A 25,026-nucleotide genomic window follows, 5' to 3' on the forward strand; every position below is an offset into this window, starting at 1 on the left:
TTAGCGCTCACCAAAAGCTTCTGTCACGTTGGTAAATACAGGCTTCCATAAATATTGGAATACCGTTTTATCACCGGTCACTATGTCTGCTTCACCTGTCATCCCTGGAATTAAGTCAAACTGTCCGGGTTTATCTGCAAAGTATGGTTTATCTATGCTGATCTGCACTTTATAAAATACGCCACCTTTCTCATCTGAGTCGGTACTGGGTGATATGCGCTTTACAATGCCGTCGAGTGCGCCATAACGGCTGTAATCAAAAGCATCGATTTTAATCCGCACTGGTTGGCCAACTTTCACAAAACCAATATCACGCGGAGACAGCTTGGCTTCCATTAAGCCTGTTTTAGTCATTGGCACGATCACCGCCACAGTGCCACCAGGTTGGATCACGCTGCCAGTAGAAGAGGAGGGGATGGATTGAATAATGCCGTCAACTGGCGCGGTAACCGTATTTTGTGATACTAGAGAACCCGATGATTTTAGGCGAGCGATAATCCCAAGTAACTCGGCTTGGGCATCGGTACGTTTTTCGCCGACCTCTTTGAGCAAAGTGGCTTGCTTCTGTTTCAACTGCTGTTCTAAATTGAGCAAGTTTTTAGACAATACCTGCTGCTTACTCTCCATTCCTCTTAGCTCGCGCATGTAGGCATCAAGTTTTTGTTGTGATTCTAAAATTCGCAGTTTTGAGACCGCTTGCTCGGCAGTGACTGATTGCATCATCTGAAGCGTCTGTTCGGCAGTTTTTATCTGGTCGCTGAGCGGGGGGATTTCTGCTTTTAGGCCGTCGATCTCCGCTTGCGACTTAGCGATATCAGACTCTGATAACTGCTGCATTGCTAAACGTTCTTGGTTCATACGGCTGAGCGAGGCAGTATGCAGCTTAACTAGCTGTGGATACTGCAATTCAAACTCAATGAAGCTGGCCTCTCTTTGATCGATAAAAGCCTCATAGCGCTCAATTCTTAGTACCAAATTTGCGCGTTTACTAGCTAGTTCCTCTTCAGCTGACTGACTGTCTATAGAGACAAAACTGGCTAATACATCGCCTTTTTTAACCACGTCTCCCTCTTCTACCACTACAGAGGCGATAGTCCCACCTGTGCGACTTTGTATTATTTGACGGTGACCAAGCGGGACGACTTGCCCTTTCGATTTAGAGATCTCTTCAACCTGAGCGAAAAAAGACCACAGCAGCATAATCAGCACTGAGCCAGTGATCAAAAAGATGATACGTTTAATAAACTTTCTTTCCGCAGGCGCTTCAATTGCATCGGTAAATTCGTGCTCAGGCCAGACTCGATTCGCTAGTTGACGATTATCCATTAGGGAGGTTCTCCTGAGATGCTGCAGATTGTGGTTGCTGAGCTGATTGATCGGGGATAGGACCTGCGTAAACGACTGCACCCTTATCTAAAATTACGACTTTATCAGCTTGCTGGATCAACTCTTGATCATGGCTGGTAAATAACACTGTGCTGTTGCCTTTAAGCGAGCTGAATGTTTTTAGCAATTGAGCTTTGGCTGCAGGGTTACGGTTGGCTATGGGTTCATCAAGTATGATTAAACTTGATTGCTTGAGCAGTGCTCGAGCTAAACTGATATAGCTACCTTCAACGGCAGATAACAGCGTGTGACCGCGGTTAAATAGATCGATGTTAAGATCGTTTCCTAAGGCATTAAACAGTGACTCGCCTCCGGCAGCTTTGATAGCCGCAATCAGCTCTTCATCGCTGGCATCTTTTTTTGCTATGCGTAAGTTGTAGGCTAAAGAACCCGGGAAAAGATCTGGCTCTGCAGGGCAAAATGCGGCCCATTTTCGGTAAGCTTCAGGATCATATTGTTTTAAGTTTTTACCATTAACACTGACGTATCCAGCCTGTGCCTCTGCGACACCCATCGCCGCAAGTAACATTGAGGTTTTTCCGCAGGCATTAGGGCCGATAATTGCGACATTCTCCCCAGGCTCTATATCAACGCTTACCCCTGCAAGGGCAGGATCCACATCTGCACCATAACGCAAAGTAACGTGTTGAAAGCTAATCGCTGGCGGAGTATCTGTTGCTGGAGTATCGAGCCTTAATTCACTGTTCTCGGTTCCCGCTTGCATAAAGCGATCAAACTGCTTGATTGCCATATCCATCATGGTGATCTTTTGGCTAGAAGAAAACGCCAGTTGGGCTGGTCCTGTAATACGCCAGATTAGCATCACACAAGCAATGAGCGCTCCGGGGCTAATACTTTGGTTAAGCACTAAAAATATGCCGGTAAATACGGTGACCAATGCAGTGAGTAAGCTCATGGCATGGGCCACTGCGGCATTTAAACCATTACGCTTGGCAAAGAGAAAGTTTTGCCGACAATTTTCTTTGCATTGCCGCGCAAACTTAGTATTCCAACCGTCTGTTTCACCGCTTGTTTTAAGTTGTAGTAAGTTTTTGGCTAGCTCGTTTATTGAGTTTTGATAATCTCCGCTAATGGTGGGGGAGGCTGATTGAGCGTACTTATTAACTGCTTTCATCACCAAATAAAATAGCAGCAACATGGCTAAAGGAACCACAACCAACCAGCCACTTAAGAATGCAATAGTGACTAATGCAATGGCAGTAAAAGGCAGGTCAACCAAACCTGCGCCGCCTGGGCCAGAAAGCAAGGTTCTTACTTTTTCTGCATTGCGCATCCGTGCCATGTGGTTAGAGCTTCCCACTCTCGATAACACCATCAGTGGCATGCTAAGTAAACGCCTAAAAGTAATATCGGAAAGATCTCGAGCAAAGCGGTTACTGGTGGTTGCGAGTACATTGGCTCGTGTCAGTCGAGTCGTGACCAACACCGCTAAGGCTAATGCGGCGCCAAGAGCGATAGTGGGCAGAACGTCTGGCGCTTGCCCACCAATGACACGGTCATAAACCGCCATGGTAAACAGTGGCACCGCTAAGCCAGTAATACTCGACAGTAAACTTAGCCAAAATACGGGTCGATACCATTTGGTGCGTTTACTCATATGGGCAGCAAAAGCACGTATATTTTGCTTACTGGCTGGGAGGCTTTCGATAATAAAAACATGGCCAACTAGTGGTAACTCTGCAGCGCTTATGGCTTGCCACTGCTCTGTTTTTAGGTCAAAAATCTCATAGCGATCATCTCTACGTCGAGCTATAAATGCAGGCTTATCATCGGGGATAATAATAAAGGGGTGAATGGCTTGTGAGGTTGCCTTTTTATCGGCTTTAAATACTGAGTAACCGATATGGTGCTTGCTCAATAAATTAGCGAGTGTAACGGTATCAACATCCTTAACTGAGTCATCATTAACGATATTATTTGCTTGCGAGAATAGCCCTAGTTGCTGAAATAGCGCGACTAAAACACTTTTCAATTCTGTTGACTCTAATGCTTCGCTTTTGGCTTCTGTTGGCTGAGCTTGATTGATTGAATTCATGATTCAGCCTCCTGAGTAGCGGTTAATAGTTGGCAGCTACCAGCGCTATCGATATTGACCCTTAGCCCGGCGTTGTTAGCAAGCTCTGCAAAATGAGAGGCGCAGATGATAGTCATCTCCCCTTTGTAGCGATTGATGACATTGATTAGCCGCACTTGGGAATCCGCATCTAGCGAAATCATTGGCTCATCGAGCAGTAAAATAGAGGGTGATTGCACAAAAGCTCTGACCAAAGCGATGAGTTTTATCGCGCCTTTATTAAGCATTTGATTGTCGCTAACGCCCACTTCGGTTTGATAGCCAGATGGCAGCTGAGCAATGCTGCTGGTTAGCCCTAACGCTTCAGCTACCTCCATTGCCAGAGACTCTCGTTCGGGTCTAAACATGGTCATGTTTTCAAGTAAACTGCCGGCAAACAGCGTAGGCCAAGGTGAGACATAGGTTACCGATTGTCGATATTCATTGGCCTTGTGCTCGTCTTGCGCAATGCCTGCAATGGTAATTTTTCCTTGCTCTAAATGGTGGAAAGCACCAATAACGCTCAGCAGTAAACTGGCATGGGTGAGAGGATCTGAAGTTACCGTAACCAAACCGCCACTTGGAATTGATAAGTTAAAATTGCTGAGCTTAGCACCCACTTGCGAGCTGGCAATATTGTCAAACTTGATCGGGCCTAGAGGCAGTTTCTGTTGATATTGGGTGCTGCCTTTAAACATCTCTTGTGGCAATTTAGCAAGGTCATTGACGTGATTCATTGCAGTATTGGCACTTGCGAGTCGCGATCGCAGACTAATGATGGCGCTGAGAGGGGCAATTGCTCTACCAGCCAATATCGAGCAAGCCGCAAGCCCACCAGTTGTGAGGTTGCCATTGAGTACCTCATAACAACCAATCAAAACGATTAAAAGCGTAGTGCCCTGAGACGCGCCTTGGATCAACTCTTGTAGTTTGGAAGATAACCAATCGACTTGTTGCTGCTGTTCTAGGCGGCGGTAATTTATCTCGCTATAAATTGCTGATAGTCGAGTTTCTAAGGCTAGCGCCTTTGCGGTAGTGAGCCCCGATAACACCAAAATCAGCATACGTGAGCGTTCACTGTCGGTGAGCGCTAAATCTTCAGTGGCACGGTTTAGCTTTTGACCGATAACAAATACTAAGCCACCGATAACAAACCAGACAGCAACGGGAATGAACACTAACGGGCCACCAATATAGGCAACCAGCGCTAGAAATATCAGCACAAAAGGGAAATCCATTAATGCCACAAGTGCTTGCCCTGAGTAAAGTTCGCGCATCGCGGCAATACTAGCAAGCCCGTTTGATACTTTCCCTGTACCGAGACTTTCGACGTGGTGGTAGTCAGATTGCATTAAAGCATTAACGACTTTGGTGGTGGTTTGTAACTCAAAGTTAGCGGCTGATGAGGCCAATAACCAGCTGCGGGAGTAGCGTAATAGCAGCTCTAATAAAATAGCCACCGCCACGGCTGAAGCAAGCACACTGGCGGTACCATAGCCCTCATTAGGTAATATACGGTCGTATATTTGTAGCATGGTAAAAGGCAAAGCCAGCGATAACAAATTGATGAAAGTTGAGGAGAGTAGTAACTCAGCCTTAGCGCGATTATTATTTAGTAAACTGAAGTTTTCTCTCATCGTTCATCACATCCTTAGAAAGGCAGAAAAGGGTGTATAAATAATAGTATAGCTTTAGCTAACCTGTTCAACTTAACAGCTTATTTACATCTTTTGTTAATAAATAGTGTCTATTTTGTGGTTTTTTATTTGGCTGGATGACAGATTTTATAATTACTGGAGGGATGTGGTGAGAAAATGAGGGTGTCAGCCGGCAAATTGCAGGGGCCCGGCTGACGATTAGCGCAGCTATTGGAGCGATAGCTGCGCTAAATACTGCGTTGAAGTGTTATGTTATTTTGCGTGTCGTTTTCCTGTTTTACTCTTCATTGGATCAGTGTCATAGCCTAAAGCTTGCCAATTCATACGAGTGCCTTTGTTATGGCAGTCGCTGCATTTCAATGCTTCCGTTTTGGGTGAGACCATGTGATTAATACGCCACCACATTTCGGTTGCTGCAAAGCCGTGCTCGCCGCTATAAGTGATGCCTTTGTCAGCTAAGACTTGATTGGCTTCCATGCCCAGTTTGGCGGCCTTATCCCAATCATAATCTTTCCAATACCCGCCTTTACCGTAGACTTTAGCAGTAACAAAGATGTTCTGTTTACTGTCGTAGATCTGCTTACCGCGGTGTACCTTAAACGGATAGATTTTGGCGCTGCTATCGTTAATGTCTCCTAGTGGGCTAGTCAGTTTAGTCACCTTAGTTGGATCCATCTTGTCACCCACCATATAGGCATCGGCATTACCGTTATACCAGGCGTACTCAGGCTCAACCATCTTGCCCCAAACGAAGTTACCTTTCTTTTTCTGGTAATTTTTCTTGCCGTATTGATCTTTAGTTTCTTCAAGATCGCTACCCGCCGTTGACCAATCCCAGCTCATTTTGGTCGCTTCATTACGAGCAAAAAATGGAATATGACAAGTTTGGCAGGCAACAGTGGCCGAGTGGGTATTCAGTTTTTTGTTTTTGTGCGGCGTAGCATCGTGGCAGTTGACACAACCTATCGGGTTTTGCCCACCAGGAGAAACACCCATTGCGTTACCGGTGATCTGATGATCTTCGGTGGTATGGCAAGTCTGGCATTGGAAGTCATTGCCGTCGGTGTCCATATGCACATCGGTCGCTTTATCTGGGTAAGACATTGATGAATCTAAATCACCATGCTTTACCGCATCGCCACCGCCACCAAAGAAGTGACAGGTGCCACAGTTATCTCGCACTGGTGCGCCGACATTTTTAGCGACTCGCTCAAGGTTAACCTTGGCTAGCACTTCGCCAGCACCAGCGGGATCTTTGACATAGGTACCAGTGGTGTCATGACAGACAAGGCAGTCAACTTTGGTCATATCAGTAAAATCAAAGTTGTTGTCTTTCCAGCCATAGCCAGCATGACAACTGGTACATCTTGGTTCGTTACCTGAAATAGAGGTACAGAAATTATTAATGGCGTCTTTTTTACCACGTTTTACTGTACGTCCTGGTAGCTTCTGTTCAAGCTCCCATGTCCAGTGTGATGACTTCATAAAGTCTTTAGCGTGGTCTTCGTGACATTCAATACATTGAGTAGTGACGTCTGAGCCTTGGGTAAATGGCCCCTCAACGTACTCGCTGTGTGGATTCGAGGCCATGGCAAACTGAGTGCTGACGAGCAGCCCTAATGCCACGGTGGGGATGATGATTCTTTTCATTTTAAATACTCCTGCCCCGGCTAGCGCCGGGGGGATTCACTAGACTTAGAATTTTACGGTAAGAGAGGCGTTGAGGTCATAAGCGGTGTCGACCACGGGTAGCATTGAGTAAGCACTGCCTTCGATGACATCATCGATTTTCTGAGGTGCGCCAACTGGGGTGCCACTGCCGGTATATTCGAAGTCGTAATACATTCCTGCCAGCTTGATGAACATATTCGGATTGATATCGAACATGTAATACGCTTCAGCAACATGACCTCTAGTGGCTAACTTACTGCCGATAGGATCGTCTTGTGCTTGGGTAAACGGAGTCCAATATTTTGAGCCGTAGTTGTATTCAAAACCGACCTTGCCGTAAGGCGCTGGGATCTGAATACCGGCATAGATGCTGTAACCGTCTTTTGCACCACTATCATCAGCTGCACTTGGCATCATGATGATCTCTGTGCCATCGGCATTGAGCTGAGCTTCAAATACGGCATCACTTAACATGCCGCCAAACATACCAGCGTTACCATTGCCATCGGCGCGAGTCCAACCACCAGAAACAAACCACTTCACGTCGTTGTCCTCTTCACGTGAGAAGCCAATTCCGCCTAAGAACATGTCGCCAATGACACCACTTGGCTGCACGCGAGTGACAAAGTTAAAGTTGTCGAATTTTTGCATATCTTGATACATGGTTGGTGCAAAAATACCCGCTAACTGAGTGGGGAATGCCATGGTACCTTTGAAGCCGTCATTCACATCTTTAGCGCCAAATAGAGTGAACTGGAGGAAGTTTTTACCATCGTTAATGGCATCAATATTAAATCCGCCGAGATGGGTATCTTTAGTGACGATGTCACCGAATAGCTCACCATTGCCCCACTGTGATTCAAAACCTTGACCGTAGCAGAATCGCACGACTTGGCCCTCGACGCCGGTAATATCGCCGAGGTGATAACCCATGGTCGCGCCGTCAAAATTGAAGTTTACTAGGTGGCCTGAAGGAGTGCCGCCACGCTTTTCATTCTCACGGTATTGGGTTGGTGGGCCGTAAGTTGATGGACGGCGTCCAATTGATAGATACAGCGGCGAGCCGTTAATGTTTTTCCAGTCAAAATAGGCGCGTTCAACTCTAAGCCAATCGCCACTGGTACTGCCACCGTTAGTGCCGTCCATGGTGAATGAGTTCCATGAGTCAAACACTTTTACGCCAGTTGAATCGCCCCAGTTTTTATACATAGAGAGTCGGCCAGCAAAGCTGACGTTGTCCCAAACTTTGGCTTTCAGGTTAAGCCTAAGGCGAGTGGTGTAAAAAATATCGTTGTCGATATCTTGAGTGGTTTTAGGTGCTAGTACATAAGGCATAACACCTTGCAGTTGACCGTTTTGAAATGCTGCTGCCAAATTAGGATCTGCTGCCATCATTTTACCGAGTGGCGAATTGGCATCGGTAGGTGAGCCAAATGCACCAGACATTGCTTTGGCGCCAAAGTCATTAAAGTTGACCTTTATAGCAGGATTCCAGGTAACATTTTGATAGTGCAATGTGTGGGCTTTAGTACGGAAGTCGCCAGTTATCTCAAGTCGGTCGAGCGCTGTGTGGCGCTCATTGCTATCGACGCGATCATTGAGATCGTCAAGTTCAGTGGTGATATCTTCAAGCTGAGCTTTTAGGTCGGCAATTTTTTGAGCATCATTATCGTTAGCATAAACGCTACCAGAAAAAGCGAGTGCATTGGCTACAAGTAGTGAAATAAGGGTACGCATAACATCTCTCCTTTTGAGTATTAACCACCTTGTTTTGGTGATTAACCTCGATTGATGTTGAAGAATGACCTCGAGATTGCTGATTTTTGGCAGCATTAAGCCCTGAGGTATTCCCCATTTTTCAATTTAAAGTGTTGTTAGTTATTGATTAGAAGGACTTAATCCCTCATACGGTTAACCACAAGTTTGTGGTTGATCGGAATCGGCCGCATGGTCATATAGGAATTGTTGAATGTCCTTAAGATCTTTCTCTGATAGTGCGTTGAACGCCTCTTGATCACCTTTGTGCTTCATGCGCTTAAAAAAGCGATCCCACTGGCTCATGGTTTTAGTCATTGGGGTTATTTCACCGCCAATATCGCCTTGGCTATGGCAAGCTTTACACTCTTTTTTATACAGGTGTTTGCCTTTTTTCGGGTTGCCGCCGTCTGCTGCTTGGGCTTGAAGTCCCAAAGACAGCGCAAGAGCAAGACCTATTCCGATTTTCGTGATTGTTTTCATCATCAATTCCTTACTATTTTTATAGGTATTACGCCGTCCTTTGCGTGGTTAACAGAATGGTTCCAAAGTGCTTCTGTGTTGTTATTAAATTTAGCAAAGAGATGTTGATTATTAGTTGAGCGAGATCACTTTCATGATAAAAATCTAATTGATAAAAATATCATTGAAATAAATCTAATGGACTGGTGTTGTTATTCGTAAACTGCTGTTTATATTTGCTTTAATTTTGCTTCGACGCTGAGGTTGGAGTATTTAGGCTTGGTTTTTTTCAAATTAGAGGTTGTCCGAGGTCACACTTTCTATTTTTAGCTATCTCTAAAGTAATAGATTGGTTAATTTTAAGTGACAAAAAAGCCTCAGCAGCGGATGCTGTTAAGGCTTAGATTAGGCACTATAATTTACGTAGCTAGTACATTGAGCAAGTGCTAGCTGATAATAATTAAGGTTGTTGGCGTGTTGGCGCTAACACAATCTCACGCACGCAGACATTTTGTGGCTGTTCAAAAGCAAATACTGCAGCGTCAGCGACTGCTGTAGGTTCGATAACACCGCCCATGAACTCTTTCCATTCATTGTAGCCAGCTTTAATTTCTTCATCAGTTGTGTGGCTCAAAAGGGCTGTTTCTACAGCACCCGGAGCAATGGTAACCATACGAACATCATCCATAGCCACTTCTTCACGGATATTTTCAGTCAATGCGTGAACAGCAAACTTAGTGGCACAATATGCGGCGTGGTTAGGGAATGTTTTACGTCCAGCAATTGAGCTAACGTTGATAATCGTACCTGTTTTACGCGCTTTCATATCAGCAAGCACAGCATGAATGCCGTTAAGTACGCCCATCACATTGATGTTGAGCATCTGGCTCCACTCGGCAGGATCTTGTACATCAGCCGCGCCAAGTAGCATTACGCCAGCATTATTGATTAAGCCGCCAACAGGACCAAACTTCTCTTCAGCCGCTGCGATAGCTGTTTTCATTGCTGTAGCATCAGTCACATCAACGCTAACACACATAGCATTTTCAAGTTTCAGTGCTTGCATTGGCTCAACGCGACGAGCTAGAAGAAGTAGTGGATGACCTTTAGCGCTAAATGCTTGTGCCATTGCTGCGCCAATACCTGAAGATGCGCCAGTAATTACGATAAGTTGTTTCATATAAACCTCTGTAAAAATGTATTACTCAACTCATGCAGCTGAATTGACTGTATTGAGTTGGCAATGTTAGTTAGTCATGTCGAATTGGGTGTAGTCTAACGCCAGGGGTATTGTTGATATATAATGTATAGCGAACATCATTGTTTACATATAACTCCTAATGTAAGCTTGCCACTCTGTTTTCAGCCGAGCCGATGAGATGTACAAAGATTTAAATCTAGCAGATGTTAGAGCATTTACAGTGATTGCCGAACAGGGCAGTTTTACCTTGGCGGCTGAAAAGCTTGGCTGTTCACGTTCGCACCTATCTAAGCAGTTGACTCAGTTAGAGACTTATCTCGGGGTGACCTTGATTACGCGCACGACAAGGGCGCAAAGATTAACGGATCAAGGCGAGTTTTTTTATGAACGCTGCCAACATGCACTCGATGTGATGGAGCAAGCCGTTGCAAAGACGGTAGATAATGCCCAAAACCTACAGGGCAATATCAATATTAACTGTGTTGGCGGCTATATTGGTGAGGAGATTGTCACCCGCTTAGTGAATGACTTTATTAGCGCTCATCCCAATATCAGCATTAACCTGGACTTTAGCAGCCAACGTGTTGACCTAGTGTTAGATCATTTTGATTTAGTTTTTCGTATGGGGGAGTTAGAGGACTCTGGTCTAGTGGCTCGTAAACTCATGGACATCACTAACTGCACCTTGGCAGCGCCCGCATATCTTGAGCAAAGAGGCATCCCATCTCATCCTAAAGCATTACATGAACACAGTTGTATTATCGGCTCGATTAACCACTGGAGCTTTCAGCATAAAGCTGATGCGCAGCAAAAAGCAGAGGTTGCGATTACCGGCAAGTTTCGCTGTAAAAACGGCCGAGTAATGAAAAGCAGTGCGTTAGCGGGCCATGGCATTGTGCGCTTACCAGAGCTTTATTGTGCCGATGAGCTACGCACTGGCGAACTAGTGCATGTGTTTGACCAATGGCTTATTCCGGCTACACCTTTGTATCTGTTATACAGTAAAGATAAGTTTCAACCAGCGCGATTAAGAGAGTTTATTACTTTTACTACTCAACATTTTCTGGACTATGTTTGATAGTTTTTGCAGATAGCCTCACGTGTCGCTTCGACCACGCCAGAGGCGGAGATAATCAAACTTCGTTTGATAAAGGTCATGGTGCTTCGCCCATTCTTGTAATCAAGAGTTGAGCCAAGGGGTAAAGCAGCTTGCGCCCGCTCTTGATTTCATAAGAGTCAATCCCTTAACGCCCCGGCGAAATAAGCCTTAAGCTTGCTCAAGCAGCTCTTCGACTCCGGTGACACCAAAGTACTGCACTGAGTTCTTGATGCTGACCTTTTTGGCTATTAGTTCACCATCTTTATAGATCTTAACGACTTTCTTGCCGCCTCTATCATTAGTGCTGTACTCGTACTCATCGTTAAGGCGAAGTTCGTCAAACTGAGTTCTCATGATTAGATGCATAGTCACTCCTGTTGAAGACAAATAATACGGCTCTATAGGCCTACACTATTTAGACGCCTGTTGGCAGGTAATAGTTTCGTTTTATTGTAATACTTTAAAGTCGTATTTATGGCTCTGACTTAAGTTTCAATATAGGTTATCTTCCCAGCGTTTGTCACAGCTTTTATGATTAGATTTTTTGTTGAGTAAGTATTACTGCAGCGGAGTGTTTGGCGAGTATGAGTGCTATATAGCTAGTCTCGCAGAATCTTGTAGGTCGCTGCTGTAAGCGGTGACAGGCCGTCTGGATACTCTTCGTGCTCGACCACAAATAATTGAGTGCTATGAACCGAACCGCACTGCACACCTTTCTATTAGCGCCCTAGAGCGACGATTTACTAAGCATTTAGGGCAAACGCCAAAACAGTTTATCAATGAGGTGAGGCTAAAGAACGCGCGTCGATTGCTAATTGAGACTAATGAAAGTATTGCGAATATTGCCCAAGAAACAGGCTTTAATGACCATAGCTATTTTAGTCGCCAGTTTCAGCGCCTATTCGGCAAGAGCCCTTCGCAGTTTAGGCGAGAGCATTGTACTCATTAGCCTGTTCAATTAACGGGTAAACGCCTTAGAACTTAGCTTTAGGTGACGCTAAATAAGCAGATTAGAGGTTATGTTTTAAGATTCTGATATATCGTAGTTATATGCGTTTTATCGTCATTTTTCTTCATCATTCTGCAAGCCTATTGAACCCACATTGACCTGAGTTAATATTGGCTAGTAATAAAAATGTGTCTTTAACGTTAAAATTTATCCCTTAGTTGTTATTTTTGGCTTAGAATAACTCTAATAAGAAAAAACAATTTAAGACCTTTTTTCGATTTGGGCCGTATTGGTGTTAAAGCGTTAAGGAAATAAAAAGGGCGGAATGGATGAAACTACGTAAACTAGCGCTACTGTGTACCTTGATCCCCAGTTTTTTTGCCTACTCAGGCCAAGAATATTATGAAGCACGTAGTGATGCTATGGGCGGTGCAGGTGTTGCGGCATCGAACCATGAAGGCGCTGCATTCGTAAACCCCGCTCTACTTGGAATAAATGCCCATAAAGATAACTCTGCTGTATTGCTTATGCCTGTTTTAGGTGTTGATATGGCAGATAGCGACAACATGATCGACAAGTTCGATTCGCTTATTGATTCCTATGACGGACTGGCTGCATCGATTGATGCTGGAAATAGTGCCGATATCGATGTTTACCGAGATGAATTGATTCTGGACTTAGAGTCTCTAAAGGGAACATCAGCATATGCCAGTGCTGGCCTTGGGTTTAGCGTCGCCATTCCTCATCAAAGAATGCCGATAGCCATCTTTTATAAGAGTTATGTTAATGCTGTAGGGGCTGCCAATATTGCTCAAGCAGATATCGATGCGCTTACGGCTCTCGATCCGGTTAATCCACCAGAAGTGACAGATCTGCTTTCTGAAGGGCAAGTGATTGGTGGTGCGGTATCAGATTTAGGTGTTGCATTAAGCTTTCCACTATCTATAGTTAATATGCCGATTTCTGTCGGTATTTCGCCAAAGTTCCAACGCATCGATACCTATAATTACATTGCTAATGCCAACAACTTCTCGGCCAGTGACTTTGATGACGTTGAATATCGTAATGATGAAACTAATTTCAACGTCGATGTTGGCTTCGCTATTGAGCCCATTAACGGCTTAGTATTTGGTTTATCAGGGCGTAACCTTATCAGCCAAGATGTGGAAACGAACGAAGTTGAAGGTAACAAGTTTACTTACAGAGTGGAGCCATTAGTCACAGCTGGTGTGGCATATGACTGGAGAAGACTAACCGTCACTACTGACGTCGACTTGGTTGAGAATAAGAAGTTTAAAGAGCTGGATGGGACTCAGTATTGGCGCGTAGGCGGTGAGGTCAGAGCATTCGATTGGATGTCGCTACGACTGGGTTACCGCCATGACATGAAAGACTCTACTGCTAACATTTACTCTATTGGTTCTGGTTTTACCATTGGTGAATCTTTCTTCGTAGACTTTACTGGTATGTTTGGCAATGATGAAGCATTAGGTGGGGTATTGCAGACCTCTTATCATTTCTAAAATTGAGGCCGTTATCGGTAATGAGCCTATTTTGACAAACAAAGTCGTTTGCTCATTAACTTAACTCAATAATAGACTTAATCGTCAAAATCACAGCACTTAAACTACACAAGACCAGAGTGAAAGCTCTGGTTTTTTGTTTATCAACTTTGCCTACCAGTCTCCCTGCCACCACATAGCCGAGTATAACTGACGGCAGTAACATCAAAGAAACCCATAAATGTTCAAGCTTTAATAATCCAGCGAACCCTAGAATAGTTAAGGCGATCATCGAACTGAAAATAAAGAATGCTGATAGTGCCGCTCTAAATTGAGCGGCATCTTTACCCGCAAGTAATATCGCCAGTGGCGGTCCACCAATGGCGGCTATATTGCCAAATACACCGGACAAGATCCCTGCCATAAACAATGTAAAACGATTAACAGGCAGACTAAACTTGAGTAGGCTTAAGCCAACCGCCAAGGCCACAATAAAGGCTATAGCAAGCCCTAGAACCGCTTGGGGTGCGGTTAGAATAAGCGTCGCACCTAAGATCCCACCAGGAATACGTCCGAGTAACGCATATTGCAGTCCATTGAACTCAAGTTGTCCTCTTTCTCTAAACAGCGTTAATGCAGCGATTGAAAAACCCATCAAAATCACTGGGGCTGGCACAAGAGAGGGCTCGACAATGTAAAGTAGTGGGCTGGCGACCACAGCTAAGCCAAAGCCAATTAAGCTTTGAGTTAATGCACCACAAAATATGATCAGTGAAGCGAGAATCAGTGTGCTTGGATCTAACATCTATTTAGCCCTGTAATGGCTTTAAAACTCACTCAACGAGGCGCAGAGCGAGTAGGAGTGCAATCTTCAGTTAAGGCAACTCGTGTAGACTAGATTGCAATGACAACCTTGTGAATTAAGGTATAAGTCGCTATAGCCAAAAAACAGACATTATTAAATCGCTGTCTGCATTGCTTGCAAAACCGTTCAGTAACAATGGATCGGCATTAATAGAGAGCGCTATAAAATCAAAAGAGGACCACCTAAGGTCCTCAATGTCATCACTTGGTTATTCGAGCTCTTCCCACTCGATACCCATTTCATCCATGAGGCGCTTAACTTCCGCAGGCATGCTGTCAGGCTTATCTTTTGAAAGGTCACCATCATTTGGCAGCGGTTGACCTGTGTACGCGTGTAGAAACGCCTCACAGAGTAATTCGCTGTTGGTGGCGTGACGTAAGTTGTTCACTTGGCGGCGTGTACGCTCATCGGTAAGCACTTTGAGTACTTTTAAAGGAATAGAGACAGTAATTTTTTTCACTTGCTCATTCTTTTTTCCGTGTTCAGCATATGGGCTGATATAATCGCCGTTCCACTCAGTCATTGACTCACCTGTAATTTTAAAATGCGGGGCAGATTTTAACCCCTTATGCAGCGCAGTCAAATTATTGCCTCTATTTTATGACAAATGCAAATAGATTTCTAAATGCTTGGACGTCTAAACGGCTAAATTGGTTGACGAGGGTGGATAGCTTAGGTACATTTAGACGTCCAGACATCCCTAATAAGAAAATGTAGACAGAGGAGTAGTACATGACCGAGCGTAAACTAGCCACCGCTGCTGTGCGCCAAGGCATTGAGTCCGATACCCAACATGGTGCAGTCGTACCTCCCATATACCTCTCTACAAATTATTCCTTTGATGGTCACAAAAACCCAAGAGATTTTGATTACAGTCGTTCAGGCAATCCAACTCGCTCAATTCTTGGTGATGCGATTGCTGAATTAGAAAAAGGCTGTACTGGCGTGGTGACCTGTACTGGCATGGCTGCAATTACTTTAGCGACCAGTTTACTCGGTCCTGATGATTTATTAGTTGTGCCTCATGATTGTTATGGTGGCAGTTACCGCTTATTTACTAATCTGGCTAAGAAAGGTCAGTTTAAGCTAGAGGTGGTCGATCAAACTGATGCTGTCGCTTTAGCTAGCGCAATTGCCAAACAACCTAAAATGGTTTGGCTAGAAACCCCTTCAAACCCATTATTACGGGTTGTTGATATCGAAGCGATTAGCGCTGCTAGCCATGAAGTTGGCGCATTAGTTGTGGTTGATAACACCTTCCTATCGCCTATCTTGCAGCAACCGCTTTTACTTGGCGCTGATATCGTTATTCACTCGACCACTAAATACATTAATGGTCACAGCGATGTAGTCGGTGGAGCTGCAGTCGCTAAAGACAAAGAGTTAGGTGAACTATTACATTGGTGGTCGAATACACTGGGGCTAACGGGTGGTGCATTTGATAGTTATCTTACCTTGCGCGGAATTCGAACACTTGCAGTGAGAATTCGTGAGCATCAGGCCAATGCCCAGCGTATTCTTGCTACTCTTTGCGCTCATAGTGCAGTGGAAAAGATCTATTATCCGGGTCTTGCAGATCATCCTGGCCATGAGATAGCCGCTAAGCAGCAGAAGGGCTTTGGTGCCATGCTTAGCTTTGAGTTAAAGGGCGGTGAAGAGCAATTAGTCGCTTTCTTAAAAAATCTTAATTATTTCTCTGTTGCAGAAAGCCTCGGAGGAGTAGAAAGTCTAGTGGCAGTGCCTGCAACCATGACGCATCGAGCGATGGAACCAGAAGCGCGTGCAGAGGCTGGGGTAAAAGACACCCTTATCCGTCTTTCTGTTGGTATTGAAGATGCTGACGATCTTGTTGCTGATATTGAAGCTGCGCTTAATGCAGCTGTAGCTTGTTAATTAAAGGGGTTTAGGATGGCACGTTGTCACTTACATAAATTTGGTGGCTCCAGTTTAGCCGACGCAGACTGTTACCGTCGCGTTGCACATATTCTCCTGACTCATGGTCATAGTGATGATCTAGTTGTGGTTTCCGCAGCAGGTAAAAGTACCAATTTTCTCTACCGCCTGCTTGAGCTGAGCACGACTAAGCAGCTTTGGCAGGAAGAGCTGCAAACCTTAATCAGTTTTCAGCAAAAGCTGATAGAGCAGTTGTTATCTAATGAGCAAGCTCGCTCCTTAAGAGAGCGACTGTCGAATGATAAAGCGCAGTTGATAAGCTTACTTTCGTTAACGGCTATCAATGATTACCAGAGCAGCCAAGTGGTGAGCTTTGGCGAACGTTGGTCATCCCGCTTATTGGCAGCGTTACTGCGCGAGTCTGGGGTTGCTGCATCTGACGTAGATGCACGTACTTTGTTGATTGCAGATGAAGGCGCAGTGCCACAGATTAGATTGCAGCAGTCACGTCAAAAAGTACAAAACTTGATTGCTGAACATCCTAATGAGCGACTCATTATTACCGGCTTTATCTGTGCAAATGATAAAGGCGATACCTTGCTCTTAGGCCGTAACGGTTCGGATTTTAGTGCTACGTTAATCGCAAGTCTCGCTGATATAGAACGGGTAACGATTTGGACCGATGTTGAAGGTGTGTTTAACGCCGACCCTAACAAAATTAATGACGCGAAACTATTGAGTAGCTTGTCATTAGATGAAGCCAATCGCTTAGCGCATTTAGGCTCGCCAGTATTGCATAACCGCACTTTGCAGCCACTATTTGATACCCAAGTTAGCCTAGCAGTGCGATCTAGTTATGCGTCTCATACAGACTTTACCTTGATTGCGCCTAAAAGCTCTTCAGCTAGTGCACCTGTAGTAACCAATCTTAATAGTGTATCTCTGTTTAATATCCAGTTGAATGGTGCTTTCTCTGAACTGCTTAATCTATTGATTGATTCAGGGCTATATCCATTAGCTCACTGGTCGTTGGCGCAGAAGCGCGTTGAATTAACCGTTACGCTTGAGAACCAGAAGCAAGTGCAAGCGCTACTTGATGCCAATAGCGATGCCTTGGGAATTACAGATGTTCAGGTAAGAGACGATCTGGGATTAGTTGCCTTAGTCAGTGCCGATGCAGACCTCTACCGCCGTGGTTTTGCCAGGCTATTAAGTCGTAATGCACGTCCATTGTTTAATGACGGTATGAGTTTAGTGACGTTGGTGCCACAGACGCAGGTGAACTTGCTAACTCAGAAGGTACATCGTCGCTGCGCAGGCCCGCGCAAACGTATTGGTGTACTGTTATTAGGTGTAGGCAATATTGGTGAGGCGTGGATAGATCTGTTTGATGGCGCTAGAACAGCGTTAAATAAAGAGCTTGAAGCAAGTGTTGATTTAGTGGGGCTCGTGAGTTCACGTAAAGCTTTGATCAGCGATAAGGGCATAGCCCTTGATAGCTGGAAAAGTGAATTTGAACAACAGGCAACTCCATGGCAGTACAGCCATCTTTTTGAAGAGTTGCAGGGACTTGAATGCGATGAGGTTGTAGCGCTTGATATCAGTGCGAGTGCTGATCTTACATTGCAATACCCTGAGTTTTTTGCCCGTGGTATTCATGTTGTCAGTGCTAACAAGCTTGCAGGCTCTGGCCCATTACCTTTTTATCGCGAGTTGAAGCTACAGCTGGGGAATCGCCGATTATTTTGGCGTTATAACGCCAGTTGTGGTGCCGGTCTGCCCGTGCAGCATGCTATTAATGATCTGCACAATAGTGGCGACAGCATTGAAGCGGTTGGTGGGATTTTTTCTGGCACCCTATGTTGGTTATTTGAAAACTACGATGCCGTTAAACCTTTCTCTGAGCTAGTCGTCGATGCGCGTGGACTTGGGATCACCGAACCCGATCCGCGAGATGACCTGTCTGGTCGCGACATGCAGCGCAAATTGCTTATTTTGGCTCGTGAAATTGGTTTAGAGATAGAGCTTGAAGATATAGAACTAAAATCCTTGGTACCCGCGCATCTTGCTGAGTTGCCGCTTGAGCAATTTTTATCGCGTATAAATGAGTTAGATGAAGACATGCTACAGCAATATCTTGCAGCAGTTGAGCAAGATAAAGTGCTGCGTTACGTCGCTGCATTAGACAGAGTCGATGGCAAGCTTAAAGCTGAAGTGAGCTTACAATGGGTTGAGAATAGTCATCCATATGCTAATTTGACCCCAGGGGATAATGTATTTGTTATCCGCAGTAAATTCTATCAGGACAACCCGCTTATCATTCGTGGACCAGGTGCGGGTCGTCAGGTGACTGCTGCGGCAGTGCAATCTGATCTGGCACATATCTGTCGAGACCTACTGCAAGAGTAGCTACTCTAAGCAAGTTATCGTCAACTAATAGTGAGTGCATTTCAGTTTATGGAATGCACTTTTTTAATGGCATTAACCCGTCTTATCAACTCCTGTTATTAGCCGCTCCATCAAAATTTTATTTACTTATTGAGCAAATGGGCAGATAAACGCTATTGTTAACATATCTATAGATAGAGGTGTGATAATGAAACGTGGATTCATAATGTCGGCTTTACTCATGTTGAGTGGTGCATCTTATGCTGCTATGCCGCCTCAGGCTGCGCTGTGTGGCGGTTGTCATGGTCCTCAAGGGCAAGGTGTTGAACCTTTAGGTCCTCGACTTGCAGGGCTTCCTTCAGACTATATCGTTAAACAGATTAAACTATTCCAGACAGGTAAGAGACAAAACGCGACAATGCAACCGATGGCAATGACCTTGCAAGGGGATGCCATTGTCGCGGTAGCTGAGTATTTCTCTGCCTTTGAGGTGCCTATGGTTACACCACATCTACGTGGTGAGCAGGCAGTCTATACAGATCCAACTGAGCAGCTAGTTTATCAGGGCGATTGGCAACGGGTCATTCCTGCATGTGTCACCTGTCATGGGCCTTCAGGGCATGGTGTTGGTGAATTCCCAAGGCTTGCAGGCCAACAAGCCTCTTATATCAAAAGCCAGTTACTCGCTTGGCAGAAAGATACCCGAAGTGGCGATCAGGACGGCGTGATGGGCACCATTGCAGACAAGCTCACAAGTGCAGAAGTTGATGCATTAGCCAAATATTTCTCAGAATTGAAATAAGGAGTTAACCATGAAATTACATCATTTAAGTTGGCTCGTTATCAGTCTGTCTTTAAGTGTTGTACAAGCAGAAGAGCTACCGGATAAACAGGCAGAGCTTAATGCTAAAGTGAAGCAGGAAGGGCAAACATACTTAACGCCAGCACCGCTAAGCACTATTCCTGAGGGCGAATTTGGTGACAAAGTTCGTCTAGGTTACCAGCTATTTGTTAACTCTCAGCAGATGAGGGATGCGTACGTAGGCAATAATCTTAATTGTTCTAATTGCCATATGGATGCAGGGCGTCGTGCCAATGCTGCACCATTGTGGGGGGCCTACTTTGCTTATCCCGCGTATCGGAAAAAGAACGACAAAGTAAACAGTTTTGAAGAGCGTCTACAAGGGTGTTTTACTTATTCAATGAATGGCAAACCGCCAGCATCGGCAAGTAAAGAACTGGTCGCTTTGTCGGCTTACTCATATTGGTTAGGTATGAGCGGTTTGATGCAGCAAGCTGGGGTTGATAGCGCGGTGCCAGAACTATCTGATAGCGAATTGCTTAAGGGGGGAAAGCGCGACGAAATCCCCTTACCGCAATCAATTAAAAATGCCATGACTCTTGAACAGCGTGCTTCTTTACCGGGTAAAGGGTATCCGAAAATAGCCAAGCCTGCTCAAGCCTATTCATCAGAGCGTGGTAAGAAGGTGTATGTGGCGCATTGTCAGTCTTGTCATGGTGATGATGGACAAGGTTATGAAACATCGGGTGTTTACTCTCTGCCGCCACTTTGGGGCCCTCAGAGCTTCAATTGGGGAGCGGGTATGCATAGAGTTAATACCGCCGCCTATTTTGTCTATGAAAATATGCCATTCGGCAAAAGTTACCAGCTAAGTAACCAAGATGCGTGGGATGTTGCCGCCTTTATTAATGCTCAAGAGCGGCCACAAGATCCTAGGTTTGAGGGTGATATTAAAGCCCTGAAAGAGAAGTATCATAAACACCAAGGCTATTACGGTAGCAGTGTAAATGGACATAAAGAGCTGGGCAGTAAAGCTTATCCTATCAATCCTAAGCGCAGTGATTAATCGGTTTAATGCACTGTACAGAATCAACAGGGTTCGCTAGTGCGAGCCCTTTTTGTTACATTGAATTTGGTTCTGATATTTGGAGTATAGCGCTTGAAACAAACACATACCGCAAGTTGCCATTGTGGCGCGGTGAAGTTGTCTCTAAATCTCCCGCAAGGGGTAACAGACTTAAGGCGCTGTGACTGTTCTATGTGCCGCCGTCGAGGCACCATAGTGACTTCCGCTGAACTTGATGGGCTCAAGGTTGTTAGTGGTAATGACAAACTATCGCTGTATCAATTTAATACTTTTACTGCCAAACACTATTTCTGCAGTATCTGCGGTATATATACTCATCATCAACGCCGTTCTAATCCAAATCAATTTGGTGTGAACGTGGCATGTATTGATGGGGTTAATCCATATGAACTGACCAATGTCGCCATGCCTGATGGAATTAATCATCCGGCGGATCGATAAAACTGTAGGTGAAGAGCGATGACAATAGATGCTACAAGCTGTCCACTATGCCAATCTAAAAATCGCTGCGCCGTGCAGCAGGGTGAGAGTATTGAGCAGTGCTGGTGCCTCTCGCAACAATTTCCCGCTAAGACTGTGTTAGATAGTGAAAAGCTAGCTAATAGCGTGTTAGATGCTAAATCTTGTTTATGCCAAACATGTATAAAGAAATTGAAGCAGCAAGAGGAGAGTCAACTTTATAAACGAGTTGATTAGACCTTCAGACAAAGTTATACGCCATGATTATTAGCTACAAAAAAAGGAACCATAAGGTTCCTTTTTCATTTTATATAACGCTAAGCTTTAACAAGCAGGCGCTTAATATTACTCAGCGTCTTTTGCTGGGCCTTTACGGTGCGGCTTTCTGTCACCAGAAGGACGACGATCGCCAGAAGGCTTGCGAGGACGACGTGGAGGACGGCTATCGCCACCAGAAGTGTTCTCGAACGTCTCACCCGCTGCTTCGCGAATGTTCAATGGACGGCCACATACACGTACTTTTTTAAGGTGCGCTAATACATCTTTTGGCATACCGTCTGGTAAGTCGATTGCAGTGACTTGATCAAATAACTGGATTTGACCAATGTAACGGCTGTCAATGTTTGCTTCGTTTGCAACAGCACCAACGATGTTACCAACGCCAACACCATTATCACGACCTACGTCGATGATGTAACGGCACATTTTAACGTCTGGATTATCCTTCAGTGAATCTGCTGAACCAATGCTTGATGGCGTTGGACGAGACTCACGACGAGGACGGTCACCACGGTCACCACGCTCACGAGGTGCACGGTCGTTACGGTCACGAGAGTTGCGGTCATCACGGCTATCGCGCTGACGTTCGTTCATTGACGGTAATTGTAATGGACGATCTTTCTGAACTTGCTGAAGTAAAGCTGCTGCAAGCACATCAGTATCAACTTCTAGTTCTTGGCATAATTTTGCAACTGCGCCTTTCATGAAGTCTAAAGAATCTTTAGCGATGACTTCGCCAATTTGCTCACCTAAACGAGACAGACGACGCTCGGTCACTGTCTCTGGGCTAGGAACATCCATTGGTGAGATACGGCTCTTAGTTGCACGTTCGATAGTGCGCAACATACGCATTTCTCTGTGTGTAACGAAAAGAATCGCCATACCAGTACGACCAGCACGGCCAGTACGGCCAATACGGTGAACATAAGCTTCAGTATCATATGGGATATCGTAGTTAACTACGTGTCCGATACGCTCAACATCAAGACCACGTGCTGCAACATCAGTCGCGATGATGATGTCTAGCTTGCCGCGCTTTAGTTGGTCAACAGCACGTTCACGCGCTTGTTGATTCATATCACCATGCAGTGGTGATGAAGCATAGCCACGAGCTTCTAGCTTTTCAGCTAATTCAACACAACTGTTACGAGTACGAACGAAGATAATAATGCCTTCAGTCTTCTCTACTTCTAGGACGCGAACTAACGCTTCTAGTTTGTTGTGTTGTGATACTTGTACAAAACGCTGCTCAATCGTTTCAACAGTCGTTGTTGTTGCTGCGATTTTAACGTGTACAGGCTCAGATAAATATTTGTTAGCAACACGCTTAATTTGCTCAGGCATAGTCGCTGAGAATAACGCTAGTTGGCGTTGCTTAGGTGTGTGCTCAAGGATCCATTCGATATCATCGATGAAGCCCATTTTTAGCATCTCATCAGCTTCATCAAGCACCATTGCTTTTAGTGACTCTAACTTAAGAGTGCCACGACGCATATGGTCCATAACTCGGCCAGGTGTACCAACAATGATTTGTGGTCCACGACGCAAAGCATTCAATTGTTGATGCATGCTCTGTCCACCGTAAATAGGTAGAACGTGTAGACCTTTCATGAATTTAGCGTAGCTGCCAAATGCTTCAGCAACCTGAACGGCAAGTTCACGTGTTGGGGCAAGTACTAAAATTTGTGGAGAATTAGTATTTGGATCAATGCTATTTAGTAGAGGCAGTGCAAAAGCACCTGTTTTACCTGTACCTGTTTGAGCTTGACCTAAAATATCTTTTCCGGCCATGAGAGGATCGATACTCGCAGCCTGGATTGGAGTTGGTTTTTCGTAACCGAGCTCATCAAGAGCACGCAACAAAGGCTCGGAAAGACCGAGTTCGCGGAAAGTTTTTTCACTGGATGACATGGGTTGTAGCCTTGTGGAATAGCAGAGTGCAATAAAGCACTTATGTTTATAGACAGAAAATCAACCCCGTGTCGACTTCCCGCACCGAAAACGTATCAGTAAGCCGACTATTATAGCAGGGTGTAATTGGTATTACCATTTAATGATGCTATTTTTATCTATATTCAAAGCAAATACTAGGCCAGTTAGCGGGTTACAGTAAAATAAAAATCAATAAAAGTGATGTTTATAGGCTATTTTTCAGAAGAAAACTGTCAATAACCAACAGTTGGTAAGCCGATTCCGTTGTAGCAGCGACAAAGTTAATATCTATTTTGTCTGCGATATCACTGGTTTGATGGTAATCCCTATGGGTTGGTACGCCAAAGTAAAGCCAAGGGATCCCTACTTTGTGCATTGCGTAATGATCAGACGCACGCAATAGATCAACACTTATGACACTGCCATCGAATGATTTAGGTTGACTAGTCCTGATGCATAATTGGTTCGACTTAGTCATTATCTGCTGCATTTTATCGAATGAGTCAAAACGCCTTGTGCCTTCGATATAGATGGCGCTACGACGATCGGGGCGGCCAATCATATCTAAATTGATCGCAAGCTCAATCTGGGATATTTGCGGTTGGCTGCTGATGTTTTGTAATTTATCAGTCAGCGCATAACCGCCATAAAGCCCTGGCTCTTCAGCATCGGTTGCAACAAAAAGTAAGTTTATTGGACTGCCTTTGCTAGCGGCGTGCTCGGCAAGTTGCAGTAAGGCTGCGACTCCCGAGGCGTTATCATCAGCGCCAAAGTATATGCGAGAGCCTTTGTGGCCAAGATGGTCATAATGGGCGAGAACAACGCGCCATTTATTGGTTGGTGCCGCGGCAAGTAGCACGCCAGCAATATTAATTCCGACTCTGTCACTAAAAGATTTAGTAAAGCTAAATGGATGTTGAAAATCACCTTGCCAAGGCTCAAGCCCGACTTGTCGAAACCGTTGAATGAGATAGTCTCTTGTTAACGCTGCACCTGCGGATCCGGTTTTTCGGCCTGCGAATTCTGTTGAAGCCAGTTTATGTATATCGCGACTAATCTGTGCTTGGTCTGCCCATGATGTGTTGGGGCGCTTTTGGCATTGAGAGGTTGAACTGCAGGCATTCAGGCTTAGAGTGATAATAATCGCTAAGAGAATCGCTAATTTTTGCATCTAACTCTCCTTTTTATATGCAAAAAAGCCATTACAACTGTGACTAAACCTACAGGTAATGGCTATAAATAGCGATATTCTTACTCAGTTTGTTGATTCTCAGCCGGTTTATCAATATTCGACAACTTTAACTTATACTCGTGTGTACCTGAAAAAAGCCGTTGTTTTGCGCCCACAACCACTTGGGATTGCGGTGCTAAGTTGCCGACATCGACTCGGGCTACTGAGCCATTAGGCAGAGAAATCGTGCTGCTTTGCGGGTCGCTACTTATGACTCTGGCTTCAGTTGAGGCACATTGACCAAATAATGGATCGACGACTACCATAATAAGTAGGCCTAGCGTTACCACTAGGCCTGAGGCTAATAAAATATTACTGCTTGTCATTGAACTG

At 44.9% G+C, this 25,026-nt stretch carries 22 protein-coding genes; 9 read left to right on the forward strand and 13 right to left on the reverse strand.

Translation table 11 applies throughout. From position 1 onward, the window contains the following. The 7 genes from K5R16_RS00750 to K5R16_RS00780 form a co-directional block, all read right to left on the reverse strand. On the reverse strand, positions 1-1,326 hold the full coding sequence (locus tag K5R16_RS00750) for an HlyD family type I secretion periplasmic adaptor subunit (RefSeq protein ID WP_220735636.1): 1,326 nt from the start codon (positions 1,324-1,326) through the stop codon (positions 1-3). Further along, the gene (locus tag K5R16_RS00755; protein WP_220735637.1) at positions 1,319-3,442 is read right to left on the reverse strand and encodes a peptidase domain-containing ABC transporter; all 2,124 of its coding nucleotides are present in this window, start codon (positions 3,440-3,442) and stop codon (positions 1,319-1,321) included. Before K5R16_RS00755 ends, K5R16_RS00750 begins: the two co-directional genes overlap by 8 nt. Then, a complete protein-coding gene (locus tag K5R16_RS00760; protein WP_220735638.1) occupies positions 3,439-5,097 on the reverse strand; it encodes an ABC transporter transmembrane domain-containing protein in 1,659 nt (552 codons plus the stop codon). The genes K5R16_RS00755 and K5R16_RS00760 overlap by 4 nt, the downstream gene beginning before the upstream one ends. 273 nt (positions 5,098-5,370) lie before the next feature. Beyond that, positions 5,371-6,708, reverse strand: coding sequence for a tetrathionate reductase family octaheme c-type cytochrome (locus K5R16_RS00765; RefSeq protein WP_374758365.1), 1,338 nt, complete (start codon positions 6,706-6,708; stop codon positions 5,371-5,373). A 105-nt stretch (positions 6,709-6,813) separates the two neighbouring features. After that, positions 6,814-8,526, reverse strand: coding sequence for a DUF3373 domain-containing protein (locus tag K5R16_RS00770; RefSeq protein WP_220735640.1), 1,713 nt, complete (start codon positions 8,524-8,526; stop codon positions 6,814-6,816). A gap of 174 nt (positions 8,527-8,700) precedes the next feature. Next, positions 8,701-9,030: a cytochrome c gene (locus tag K5R16_RS00775; protein WP_220735641.1), complete on the reverse strand. Its 330-nt coding sequence runs from the start codon at positions 9,028-9,030 to the stop codon at positions 8,701-8,703. A 436-nt stretch (positions 9,031-9,466) separates the two neighbouring features. Then, on the reverse strand, positions 9,467-10,186 hold the full coding sequence (locus K5R16_RS00780; protein WP_220735642.1) for an SDR family oxidoreductase: 720 nt from the start codon (positions 10,184-10,186) through the stop codon (positions 9,467-9,469). Between the two features lie 199 nt (positions 10,187-10,385). On the opposite strand from K5R16_RS00780, the gene K5R16_RS00785 reads away from it, so the two are divergent. Continuing rightward, a complete protein-coding gene (locus tag K5R16_RS00785) occupies positions 10,386-11,285 on the forward strand; it encodes a LysR family transcriptional regulator (protein ID WP_220735643.1) in 900 nt (299 codons plus the stop codon). Between the two features lie 189 nt (positions 11,286-11,474). On the opposite strand, the gene K5R16_RS00790 is transcribed toward K5R16_RS00785, so the two are convergent. After that, a complete protein-coding gene (locus K5R16_RS00790) occupies positions 11,475-11,672 on the reverse strand; it encodes a hypothetical protein (RefSeq protein ID WP_220735644.1) in 198 nt (65 codons plus the stop codon). A 271-nt stretch (positions 11,673-11,943) separates the two neighbouring features. Between K5R16_RS00790 and K5R16_RS00795 the strand changes: the two genes are divergently transcribed. Both K5R16_RS00795 and K5R16_RS00800 read left to right on the forward strand, forming a co-directional pair. After that, complete coding sequence (locus tag K5R16_RS00795; RefSeq protein WP_220735645.1) at positions 11,944-12,255, forward strand: helix-turn-helix transcriptional regulator; 312 nt, start codon at positions 11,944-11,946, stop codon at positions 12,253-12,255. Positions 12,256-12,584: 329 nt separating this feature from the next. Beyond that, on the forward strand, positions 12,585-13,778 hold the full coding sequence (locus K5R16_RS00800; protein WP_220735646.1) for a conjugal transfer protein TraF: 1,194 nt from the start codon (positions 12,585-12,587) through the stop codon (positions 13,776-13,778). A gap of 55 nt (positions 13,779-13,833) precedes the next feature. On the opposite strand, the gene K5R16_RS00805 is transcribed toward K5R16_RS00800, so the two are convergent. After that, positions 13,834-14,562, reverse strand: coding sequence for a sulfite exporter TauE/SafE family protein (locus K5R16_RS00805; RefSeq protein ID WP_220735647.1), 729 nt, complete (start codon positions 14,560-14,562; stop codon positions 13,834-13,836). 268 nt (positions 14,563-14,830) lie between these two features. Next, positions 14,831-15,145 carry a met regulon transcriptional regulator MetJ gene (gene metJ, locus K5R16_RS00810; RefSeq protein WP_020914530.1) on the reverse strand — a complete coding sequence of 105 codons (315 nt, stop codon included), beginning with the start codon at positions 15,143-15,145 and terminating at the stop codon, positions 14,831-14,833. Positions 15,146-15,354: 209 nt separating this feature from the next. Between metJ and metB the strand changes: the two genes are divergently transcribed. From metB to K5R16_RS00840, 6 genes are all read left to right on the forward strand, one after another. After that, positions 15,355-16,515, forward strand: a complete 1,161-nt coding sequence (metB, locus tag K5R16_RS00815; RefSeq protein ID WP_220735648.1) for a cystathionine gamma-synthase — start codon at positions 15,355-15,357, stop codon at positions 16,513-16,515. A 15-nt stretch (positions 16,516-16,530) separates the two neighbouring features. After that, a complete protein-coding gene (locus tag K5R16_RS00820; protein WP_220735649.1) occupies positions 16,531-18,924 on the forward strand; it encodes a bifunctional aspartate kinase/homoserine dehydrogenase II in 2,394 nt (797 codons plus the stop codon). 205 nt (positions 18,925-19,129) lie between these two features. Next, on the forward strand, positions 19,130-19,705 hold the full coding sequence (locus tag K5R16_RS00825; RefSeq protein ID WP_259649730.1) for a c-type cytochrome: 576 nt from the start codon (positions 19,130-19,132) through the stop codon (positions 19,703-19,705). A 10-nt stretch (positions 19,706-19,715) separates the two neighbouring features. Further along, positions 19,716-20,771 carry a c-type cytochrome gene (locus tag K5R16_RS00830; protein ID WP_220735651.1) on the forward strand — a complete coding sequence of 352 codons (1,056 nt, stop codon included), beginning with the start codon at positions 19,716-19,718 and terminating at the stop codon, positions 20,769-20,771. Positions 20,772-20,864: 93 nt separating this feature from the next. Next, complete coding sequence (locus K5R16_RS00835) at positions 20,865-21,233, forward strand: GFA family protein (protein ID WP_220735652.1); 369 nt, start codon at positions 20,865-20,867, stop codon at positions 21,231-21,233. 18 nt (positions 21,234-21,251) lie between these two features. Beyond that, on the forward strand, positions 21,252-21,488 hold the full coding sequence (locus K5R16_RS00840; protein ID WP_220735653.1) for a cysteine-rich CWC family protein: 237 nt from the start codon (positions 21,252-21,254) through the stop codon (positions 21,486-21,488). Positions 21,489-21,596: 108 nt separating this feature from the next. Here K5R16_RS00840 and K5R16_RS00845 read toward each other — a convergent pair whose 3' ends face one another. The 3 genes from K5R16_RS00845 to K5R16_RS00855 form a co-directional block, all read right to left on the reverse strand. Continuing rightward, positions 21,597-23,441 carry a DEAD/DEAH box helicase gene (locus tag K5R16_RS00845; RefSeq protein WP_220735654.1) on the reverse strand — a complete coding sequence of 615 codons (1,845 nt, stop codon included), beginning with the start codon at positions 23,439-23,441 and terminating at the stop codon, positions 21,597-21,599. 226 nt (positions 23,442-23,667) lie between these two features. Beyond that, complete coding sequence (locus K5R16_RS00850) at positions 23,668-24,633, reverse strand: M28 family peptidase (RefSeq protein ID WP_220735655.1); 966 nt, start codon at positions 24,631-24,633, stop codon at positions 23,668-23,670. An 80-nt stretch (positions 24,634-24,713) separates the two neighbouring features. Then, positions 24,714-25,019, reverse strand: coding sequence for a hypothetical protein (locus tag K5R16_RS00855; protein WP_259649731.1), 306 nt, complete (start codon positions 25,017-25,019; stop codon positions 24,714-24,716). Positions 25,020-25,026 lie beyond the last annotated feature (7 nt).

It is taken from the genome of Shewanella sp. c952 (assembly GCF_019654975.1).
Classification (GTDB): Bacteria; Pseudomonadota; Gammaproteobacteria; order Enterobacterales; family Shewanellaceae; genus Shewanella.

Excerpts from the sequence above, each read along its gene's own strand:
- K5R16_RS00790 (WP_220735644.1), bottom strand. The coding sequence starts at position 11,672 with ATGCATCTAATCATGAGAACTCAGTTTGACGAACTTCGCCTTAACGAT.
- K5R16_RS00855 (WP_259649731.1), bottom strand. The coding sequence starts at position 25,019 with ATGACAAGCAGTAATATTTTATTAGCCTCAGGCCTAGTGGTAACGCTA.
- K5R16_RS00845 (WP_220735654.1), bottom strand. The coding sequence starts at position 23,441 with ATGTCATCCAGTGAAAAAACTTTCCGCGAACTCGGTCTTTCCGAGCCT.
- K5R16_RS00850 (WP_220735655.1), bottom strand. The coding sequence starts at position 24,633 with ATGCAAAAATTAGCGATTCTCTTAGCGATTATTATCACTCTAAGCCTG.
- K5R16_RS00775 (WP_220735641.1), bottom strand. The coding sequence starts at position 9,030 with ATGATGAAAACAATCACGAAAATCGGAATAGGTCTTGCTCTTGCGCTG.
- K5R16_RS00825 (WP_259649730.1), top strand. The coding sequence starts at position 19,130 with ATGTCGGCTTTACTCATGTTGAGTGGTGCATCTTATGCTGCTATGCCG.
- K5R16_RS00800 (WP_220735646.1), top strand. The coding sequence starts at position 12,585 with ATGAAACTACGTAAACTAGCGCTACTGTGTACCTTGATCCCCAGTTTT.
- metJ (WP_020914530.1), bottom strand. The coding sequence starts at position 15,145 with ATGACTGAGTGGAACGGCGATTATATCAGCCCATATGCTGAACACGGA.
- K5R16_RS00840 (WP_220735653.1), top strand. The coding sequence starts at position 21,252 with ATGACAATAGATGCTACAAGCTGTCCACTATGCCAATCTAAAAATCGC.
- K5R16_RS00765 (WP_374758365.1), bottom strand. The coding sequence starts at position 6,708 with ATGGCCTCGAATCCACACAGCGAGTACGTTGAGGGGCCATTTACCCAA.
- K5R16_RS00805 (WP_220735647.1), bottom strand. The coding sequence starts at position 14,562 with ATGTTAGATCCAAGCACACTGATTCTCGCTTCACTGATCATATTTTGT.
- K5R16_RS00820 (WP_220735649.1), top strand. The coding sequence starts at position 16,531 with ATGGCACGTTGTCACTTACATAAATTTGGTGGCTCCAGTTTAGCCGAC.
- K5R16_RS00755 (WP_220735637.1), bottom strand. The coding sequence starts at position 3,442 with ATGAATTCAATCAATCAAGCTCAGCCAACAGAAGCCAAAAGCGAAGCA.
- K5R16_RS00760 (WP_220735638.1), bottom strand. The coding sequence starts at position 5,097 with ATGAGAGAAAACTTCAGTTTACTAAATAATAATCGCGCTAAGGCTGAG.
- K5R16_RS00785 (WP_220735643.1), top strand. The coding sequence starts at position 10,386 with ATGTACAAAGATTTAAATCTAGCAGATGTTAGAGCATTTACAGTGATT.
- K5R16_RS00830 (WP_220735651.1), top strand. The coding sequence starts at position 19,716 with ATGAAATTACATCATTTAAGTTGGCTCGTTATCAGTCTGTCTTTAAGT.
- metB (WP_220735648.1), top strand. The coding sequence starts at position 15,355 with ATGACCGAGCGTAAACTAGCCACCGCTGCTGTGCGCCAAGGCATTGAG.
- K5R16_RS00770 (WP_220735640.1), bottom strand. The coding sequence starts at position 8,526 with ATGCGTACCCTTATTTCACTACTTGTAGCCAATGCACTCGCTTTTTCT.
- K5R16_RS00750 (WP_220735636.1), bottom strand. The coding sequence starts at position 1,326 with ATGGATAATCGTCAACTAGCGAATCGAGTCTGGCCTGAGCACGAATTT.
- K5R16_RS00780 (WP_220735642.1), bottom strand. The coding sequence starts at position 10,186 with ATGAAACAACTTATCGTAATTACTGGCGCATCTTCAGGTATTGGCGCA.